The following is a 7,838-nucleotide window of genomic DNA, read 5'->3' on the forward strand; positions in this document are numbered from 1 at the left end:
AAAAAGGCTCGCTGCGCATCGCTTTTGTTTTCGAAGGCGAAGCGGCGATAGACGCTAGCCTGTAGTTCTCCCCCTTAATAAGGGGGAGTTAGAGGGGGTGCTCTTAGGCTCTTTACTAGTAGCTTAAAAGGCTATAGAGCTGAAAAGAGCACCCCTCCCAACCTCCCCTTATTAAGGGGAGGAGCTAAGGGCTCGCTGCGCATCGCTTATGTTTCCATAGGTGAAGCGAGTTGTTAAGACTCAACCTTCTTCGGCTGATAAAACCACTTCTTCATCAACGAGAAAATGGATGGCCCAATTAACACCAATACAGCCAACACTGTAAACGTCAACGTAATAGGGCGCTCCCACAAGAAGCTAAGCTCGCCATCACTAATCATAAGCGCACGTCGAAGGTTCTCCTCCATCAAGCCACCAAGGATAAAGCCAAGCAGTAATGGGGCCAGCGGGAAGTTAGCCAGTCGCAGTGCTATCGCAGCCATTGCAATCAACAGCATGATAAACACATCCATCGTATTGAACGAAACGAGATACACACCAGTAATAGAGAAGAACAAAATCATTGGCAATAACACTGTTCTAGGAACCGCTAGCAGCTTCGAGATATAAGGAATCAAAGGTAGATTCAAAATCACTAGGACAATGTTGCCAAAGTACATCGAAATAATAACTGACCAGAAGACATCTGGGTGCTCTACAAACAAACGTGGTCCAGGTTGAATACCATAAGCGATCAGTGCACCCAGCATGATTGCGGTTGTACCTGAACCTGGAATACCAAGTGTCAGCAGTGGCACGAATGAACCACTGGATGCCGCGTTGTTCGCAGACTCAGGAGCAACCAACCCACGAATGCTGCCTTTACCAAACTCTTCACGCTTTTCTTTGGGCGCAAGGTTACGTTCCATACCGTAAGAAAGGAACGCAGCAATCGTTGCACCTGCACCCGGAAGGACGCCAGTAAAGAAGCCAAGAATAGAAGAGCGTATAGATACAGGCGCGACTTCTTTAATTTCTTCTTTGGTAATTTTCATGCTACCGATATCACTGAGCTTTTTCTGTTCATCTTGGCGTGTATCTTGTTCTGGTTTTAGGATACCCATTAAGGTTTCGCCCAGCGCGAAAGTTGCCATTGCCAATAATAAGAAGCTAAAGCCATCCATAAGATCAGTCAGACCAAAGGTAAAGCGCTCAACGCCGACACCTTTGTCGATCCCGACTGTAGACAGCATCAGTCCGAGTACTACCATCATCCACGCTTTCAGCACTTGGCCTTTGCCCGCGAACGCTGCGACTGCCGATAGACCAAGCAGCATCAATGCGAAATAGTCAGAAGACTGGAAACTCAGAGAGACTTTTGCCAATGCTGGAGCAGCAAACAGCAACATAATGGCGGACAATGTACCACCCGTGAACGAAGAGTAGGCAGCCAGCGCCAATGCTTTACCCGCTTGGCCTTTTTGTGCCATAGGATAGCCATCGAAAGCAGTGACCACTGTCGATGAACAGCCTGGGGCATTGATCAAAATAGAGGAGGTTGAACCGCCAAAAACGGCGCCATAGTACACGCCCGCCATGAGAATGAGTCCCGATGAAGGGTCAAGTCCGTACGTAATAGGGATCATCAGCGCGATAGCTGAAATTGGACCCAGACCTGGGAGCATGCCGATAAAGGTGCCAACAAAACAGCCAACGATCATCATCATGATGTTCATAGGCATCACGGCCGTGGAAAGGCCTTGTAAAATTCCGTCTAACATAATGGTGTCCTACCAGATCGTAAATATGATTCCAGGCTCAAGGTAGATATCCAAACCTTGAGTGAGTAATAGATAAAATGCGATAACAAAAGGGAATGAAGCGCCAAACAACACGGCTTTACGACGCTCGCCCAATAGATAGAACCCTGCTAAAAGGAAGAAGCTTGTCGCGAGTACAAATCCCAGATAGGTCAATCCTAATCCGTATCCAGCCATCAAGATCAAAAAGCCAATGAGTAGTTTCCAGTTGAAGCGTTGCTCGTCATTGCTTTTTTGGTCAGGTTGGCCAGTAATCAGCAGTAGTATCGATAGGCCAACGCCGACAAACGTCAAAATGGTAGGCAAGGTGCGTGCGGTGAAGGGTTCGTATTCGTCACCGGGAAACATAGGGATCAGCGATGTTTGGTAGCCGTAGCACAAACACAGGATCAAAAAAATCATCGCACCTACACGATCACGAGACAGCAAGTTCTCTTTTGTGAACAGCTTAGAGGTGAAATCGGACATAACTCACTCCAAATAGTGAATAAAGAAAAGACCGTATATAAGGGTCGATGAGCGGCGACCAACTGGGTAAATTGCCTCAGGACAAAGAGCCTTTACCCGGATAAATCTTTCCCCAGGAGATTAAGGGGTCAGTACTGCTAACGTGAACAATCCAGAATTGAAGGAGTCGAGATTGTCGCTTATATACGGCAAAAATTGGTGTACGTTGAATATACGTAACGTATTTGAGTCGAGGAGGGGCGAACCCCTCCGGTATGGTTACTTGTTAAGGAAGCCAAGTTCAGTCATGAGCGTACCCATTTGCTTTTCTTGGTCTTCTAGGAACTTATAGAAGTCTTGATCAGGCTTGTAGTTGTCAATCCAACCATTGCGGTCACGTACCACTGCCCATTCATCGGTGCTGTACATTTTAGTTAGCGCCGCGTTCCACTCTTTCACTTTCTCTTCACTCGCACCAGGTGCAGCGAAGAAACCGCGCCAGTTAGCAAAGACGGTTTCGTTACCATATTCTGTTAGAGTTGGAATATCCGGAGCCGCTTCAAGACGCTTAGGTGCAGTAACAGCAAGTACTTTGACTTGTCCAGACTTAGACATTTCAAGCACTTCACCTAGACCTGTCGACAATAGCTGTGTTTCGCCTGAAAGTAGCGCCGCCATGGCTTTGCCGCCTGCATCATAAGCGATGTAGCGAACTTTCTTTGCATCAAAACCTTCACCTTTAAACGCCGCCGCGACCACTAAATGATCCATGCTGCCTCGTGCAGAGCCACCGGCGATTTTGACTTTACGTGGATTCTCTTTGAAGTCTGCAACCACATCTTCCCATGTGTTATATGGAGAATCGGCAGGGGCGACAATCGCACCGTAGTCAGCAATCGTTGCAGCAACAGGTGTTAGATCGCGGAAAGATTGAGGGAATACACCAGTGAGTGAGCGAACAACAATAGGGGTGGAATTGACCATCAAGGTATCTTCTTGACGCTCAGCTGTTTCGATTAAGTGAGCAATGGCTTTACCGCCACCACCACCAGATAAGTTCTGAAAAGAGACATTGTCGACAATCTCTGCTTTCACTAACACATCACCCGTGCCACGTGCGGTCATATCCCAACCACCACCAGCACCGCCAGGGATCAAGAAGTGAATCTTATCCAGATCCGCAGCATAGCTGCCAAAAGAGAGGGTAGCAGCGACGATAGACGCCGCGAGGGTAGGTTTCAATGCGTTAAACATGTTCACGTTCCTTATGTTGACTTTATTGTCTGCCAGCTTGGAGGGATCTGGCGTGACCTCTTTGGGTTAGTCAAAAGGTTATGTAATTGTTAATTGGTCATCAATAAAGCGGCGATATTGAGGATAAAGTGCATTAATTCAATTTTGTTCATAAAGTTCACAGCTTGACGTTAACGTTAGACATTAGTCTACATTGTCGACAATGTGGTTGATAATTAGACGGCGAGTTGCTTAAATAGTCATCAGTTACTATTTATTGTCAACAATGTTGTTAGACGAGTGGGTAAGTGAAGAGATGAGTACAGAGTTTGCGATCGGTGACGTGGCCGCTTCTAAAGAAGCAACGAAGTCCGAAAATTTAACAGAGCAACTAATAGAAGAGATTGTCGAAGGACGAATTGAGTCGGGCAGTAAGATCTCTGAGCCAGAGCTCGCGAAGCGATTTGAGGTCAGTCGAGGACCACTCCGAGAAGCGATCATGAGGCTTGAAGGGTTGGGACTGATTGAGCGAATTCCTCATGTAGGAGCGCGGGTCATCACGCTGACTCAGCACAAACTCGTTGAGCTCTATTCGGTACGAGAAGCGTTGGAAGGTATGGCTGCTCGCCTAGCGGCTGCCCATATTAGTGATGAAGAAGTCGCAGAGCTAGAAGGCTTATTGGGTCGCCACTCTGAGCATATCGATGAAGTCGCTGGCGCCTCTTACTTCCACCAGCACGGAGATTTTGACTTTCATTATCGAATTATCAAAGCGAGTCAAAATAGCCAACTGGTTCATTTGCTTTGCAATGAGTTATACCACTTGCTGCGAATGTACCGTTATCAGTCGCCACGAACCCAATCAAGACCAGAGGCGGCATTGAAAGAGCACTTATTTATCTTGGATGCGATTAAAAACCGTGACCAAGAACTGGCCGAGCTATTGATGAGAAGACACATCTCCAGAAGCAAAGCCTTAATAGAACAAAATCTAAATCAAGTAACGTGAATATCGATGTGCCTGACTTTGATAGAAAGCCATGAGCACATAAAAACAAAAGGACAAGGAGACACGTATGTCATCTTCACTAGGTCAACGATTATCCCCGGGACAAAGATTTCGTGACGCCGTCACTAAAGGCAACCCGCTTCAAGTTGTCGGTACAGTAAACCCGTACTGCGCGATGATGGCGAAAAATGTTGGTCATCAAGCGATTTATCTCTCTGGTGGCGGTATCGCTAACGCATCTTACGGCTTGCCAGACCTTGGCATTACGACGCTCAACGATGTGCTAGTCGATGTTGAGAGGATTACCAACGCTTGTGATTTACCATTGCTGGTGGACATTGATACAGGTTTTGGCGGCGCTTCAACATTGCTCGCACTATCAAAGCAATGGAAAAAGCCGGAGCGGCTGCCGTTCATATTGAAGACCAAGTGGCACAAAAGCGCTGTGGCCATAGACCTAACAAAGCGATTGTTACGCTACAAGAGATGGTTGATCGCGTAAAAGCCGCGGTAGATGCCAAAACCGACCCAAGCTTTGTCATCATGGCGCGTACTGATGCGCTTGCCGTAGAGGGAATGGATAAAGCCATTGAGCGAGCTATTGCGTGTGTGGAAGCGGGCGCAGATATGATCTTCCCTGAAGCGATGACTTCACTCGATCACTACAAACAATTCAAGTCAGCACTTTCAAGCGCAACGGGCAAAGATGTTCCTATTCTTGCCAACATTACAGAGTTTGGCCAGACGCCATTATTTGGCTGCGAAGAGCTCGCCAGTGTTGGCGTGGATATGGTGCTTTACCCATTGTCAGCCTTCAGAGCGATGAACAAAGCCGCAGAGAACGTCTACCAGCACTTGCTCACTGAAGGCAATCAAGAAGCGCTAACATCACAAATGCAAACCCGTGCAGAGCTTTATGAGCATTTGAATTACCACAGTTACGAAGACAAGTTGGATCAGTTGTTTGCTGACAACAAATCCTGATTTGTCCGTTAAAAATCGAAACGCAAAAATTAGCAAGACACATTTAATCCAATAACGAAACGCCGCTAGAAAAGACCCTAAAAGGGCGATAGGCGGGAAAAGGAGTTCAACATGCCAAATTCAGCCATTGGTGGAGCAGGTCTACGAGGCCAAAGTGCAGGTACCACATCGCTATGTACTGTGGGTAAATCTGGAACCGGACTAACCTACCGAGGTTATGACATTACCGATCTGGCAAACAATGCTCAGTTCGAAGAGGTCGCGCATTTGCTGCTGCGCGGGCATCTACCCAATCAAAAAGAGTTGGATGATTATAAAACGATTCTAGTCGGGCTGCGCGGCCTGCCAGACGCGCTCAAACAAGCGCTTGAGTTAATTCCAGCCGATGCGCACCCGATGGATGTGATGCGCACGGGCTGCTCGGTGTTGGGTAATCTTGAGCAAGAGCTGGATTTTTCCGAGCAACAGCAAGCGACAGAGCGAATGCTTGCCTTGTTCCCTGCGATCATCTGTTATTGGTATCGGTTTAGTCATGATGGTGTGCGCATCGATACCGAAGATCAAAGTGAAGATTGCATTGGGGGCTACTTTTTGAAAATGCTCACCGATAAAGCGCCATCTGCACTTCACAAGCAAGTCATGCATTGTTCACTCATTCTCTACGCAGAGCATGAGTTTAATGCCTCTACCTTTGCTGCGCGAGTCTGCGCTTCCACTCTATCTGATATTCACTCTTGCATCACCGCCGCTATCGGTACGCTTCGAGGACCACTTCACGGCGGTGCTAATGAAGCAGCGATGGACATGATCCAAGATTGGAGAACCGCCGATGAAGCAGAGGCGAACATCCTGCAGATGCTTGCCAACAAAGACAAAATCATGGGCTTTGGCCATGCTATATACCGCGAAAGCGACCCGCGCAATGCGCTGATTAAGCGCTGGTCAAAAGAGCTGTCTGAGGCGGTCGGTGATACTTACCTCTATGACGTTTCTGTGCGTGTTGAATCGGTAATGAAGCGTGAAAAGGGGCTGTTCTGTAATGCGGACTTCTTCCATGCCTCTGCTTATCACTTCATGGATATCCCAACTAAGCTGTTTACCCCAATCTTTGTCATGAGCCGTTTGACGGGCTGGGCTGCGCATGTTTACGAGCAGCGTGCTAACAACCGCATCATTCGTCCGAGTGCTGATTATGATGGCCCTGAGGCTAGAGAATGGACGCCTATCGAAGCGCGTGATTAGTGCTAGGGAAGGATGTGAATATGTCGAATAACACTATGAACTATCAATATCGCAAACCGCTTCCCGGTACTCAGCTTGATTATTTTGATGCGCAAGCGGCCGTCAATGATATTGAACCGGGCGCGTTTGAGCGCCTGCCATACACAGCGAAAGTGCTGGCTGAAAATTTAGTGCACCGCTGCGAGCCTTCGGAGCTAGAAGCGTGCCTATCTCAGCTTATTTATCGCAAACGTGACAAAGATTTCCCTTGGTATCCAGCGCGCGTGGTCTGCCACGATATTTTGGGGCAGACCGCATTAGTGGATTTAGCGGGTTTACGAGATGCTATCGCGCTTCAAGGCGGCGATCCAGCGGCAGTAAACCCGGTGGTAGAGACTCAGCTGATTGTTGATCACTCCCTTGCGGTTGAGCATGCAGGCTTTGACCCTGATGCCTTTGAAAAAAATCGTGCAGTCGAGGAGCGCCGTAATGAAGACCGTTTCCACTTTATTGAGTGGTGCAAAACCGCATTCGAGAATGTCAGTGTGGTGCCAGCTGGTAACGGCATCATGCACCAGATCAACCTTGAGAAATTGTCCCCAGTGGTGCAGGTGAAAAACGGTGTCGCGTTTCCTGATACCTGTGTCGGTACCGACAGCCATACGCCTCACGTCGATGCGCTAGGCGTGATAGCCATAGGTGTCGGTGGCCTAGAGGCAGAAACGGTGATGCTGGGTAGACCTTCTATGATGCGCTTGCCGGATATTGTCGGTGTTAAGCTCACTGGAGAGCGTCAGCCGGGTATAACAGCGACCGATATTGTGCTCGCATTAACGGAGTTTTTGCGTGGTCAAAAAGTGGTGTCTAGTTATCTAGAGTTTTTTGGCGAAGGCACTAAGCAGCTTACTATCGGTGACCGTGCAACGATTTCGAACATGACGCCTGAATACGGAGCCTCGGCGGGTATGTTTTACATCGACGAGCAGACCATCAACTATCTAAAACTCACAGGCCGTGAGGATGAGCAGGTTAAGTTGGTGGAACAATACGCCAAACAAACCGGTCTTTGGGTTGATGAGTTAGTTAACGCAGAGTATGAACGCGTGCTGGAGTTTGATTTATCAAGCGTTGAGCGCACCTTGGCG

6 protein-coding genes and 1 pseudogene are annotated in these 7,838 nt (G+C 48.1%); 4 read left to right on the plus strand and 3 right to left on the minus strand.

Going from position 1 to position 7,838, the window contains the following annotated elements:
• Positions 1-233 precede the first annotated feature (233 nt).
• The 3 genes from TZ48_RS20360 to TZ48_RS20370 all read right to left on the minus strand — a co-directional run bounded on the left by TZ48_RS20360 (position 234) and on the right by TZ48_RS20370 (position 3,500).
• Positions 234-1,760, minus strand: coding sequence for a tripartite tricarboxylate transporter permease (locus TZ48_RS20360; RefSeq protein ID WP_112480461.1), 1,527 nt, complete (start codon positions 1,758-1,760; stop codon positions 234-236).
• 9 nt (positions 1,761-1,769) lie between these two features.
• Complete coding sequence (locus tag TZ48_RS20365) at positions 1,770-2,267, minus strand: tripartite tricarboxylate transporter TctB family protein (protein ID WP_042501327.1); 498 nt, start codon at positions 2,265-2,267, stop codon at positions 1,770-1,772.
• Between the two features lie 258 nt (positions 2,268-2,525).
• Positions 2,526-3,500, minus strand: coding sequence for a tripartite tricarboxylate transporter substrate binding protein (locus tag TZ48_RS20370; RefSeq protein WP_112480462.1), 975 nt, complete (start codon positions 3,498-3,500; stop codon positions 2,526-2,528).
• Positions 3,501-3,795: 295 nt separating this feature from the next.
• Here TZ48_RS20370 and TZ48_RS20375 point away from each other — a divergent pair, with 295 nt between their 5' ends.
• From TZ48_RS20375 to TZ48_RS20390, 4 genes and pseudogenes are all read left to right on the plus strand, one after another.
• A complete protein-coding gene (locus TZ48_RS20375) occupies positions 3,796-4,488 on the plus strand; it encodes a GntR family transcriptional regulator (RefSeq protein WP_239671012.1) in 693 nt (230 codons plus the stop codon).
• A gap of 67 nt (positions 4,489-4,555) precedes the next feature.
• Positions 4,556-5,472: pseudogene (prpB, locus tag TZ48_RS20380) on the plus strand (methylisocitrate lyase).
• Positions 5,473-5,583: 111 nt separating this feature from the next.
• Positions 5,584-6,714, plus strand: a complete 1,131-nt coding sequence (gene prpC / locus TZ48_RS20385) for a bifunctional 2-methylcitrate synthase/citrate synthase (protein ID WP_112480464.1) — start codon at positions 5,584-5,586, stop codon at positions 6,712-6,714.
• 20 nt (positions 6,715-6,734) lie between these two features.
• Positions 6,735-7,838, plus strand: a 1,104-nt coding sequence (locus TZ48_RS20390) for an aconitase family protein (protein ID WP_239671013.1), incomplete at its 3' end; no start/stop codon positions are given.

This window comes from Vibrio variabilis (assembly GCF_003263785.1).
Taxonomy (GTDB): Bacteria; Pseudomonadota; Gammaproteobacteria; order Enterobacterales; family Vibrionaceae; genus Vibrio; species Vibrio variabilis.

Excerpts from the sequence above, each read along its gene's own strand:
- TZ48_RS20375 (WP_239671012.1), top strand. The coding sequence starts at position 3,796 with ATGAGTACAGAGTTTGCGATCGGTGACGTGGCCGCTTCTAAAGAAGCA.
- TZ48_RS20370 (WP_112480462.1), bottom strand. The coding sequence starts at position 3,500 with ATGTTTAACGCATTGAAACCTACCCTCGCGGCGTCTATCGTCGCTGCT.
- TZ48_RS20365 (WP_042501327.1), bottom strand. The coding sequence starts at position 2,267 with ATGTCCGATTTCACCTCTAAGCTGTTCACAAAAGAGAACTTGCTGTCT.
- TZ48_RS20360 (WP_112480461.1), bottom strand. The coding sequence starts at position 1,760 with ATGTTAGACGGAATTTTACAAGGCCTTTCCACGGCCGTGATGCCTATG.
- prpC (WP_112480464.1), top strand. The coding sequence starts at position 5,584 with ATGCCAAATTCAGCCATTGGTGGAGCAGGTCTACGAGGCCAAAGTGCA.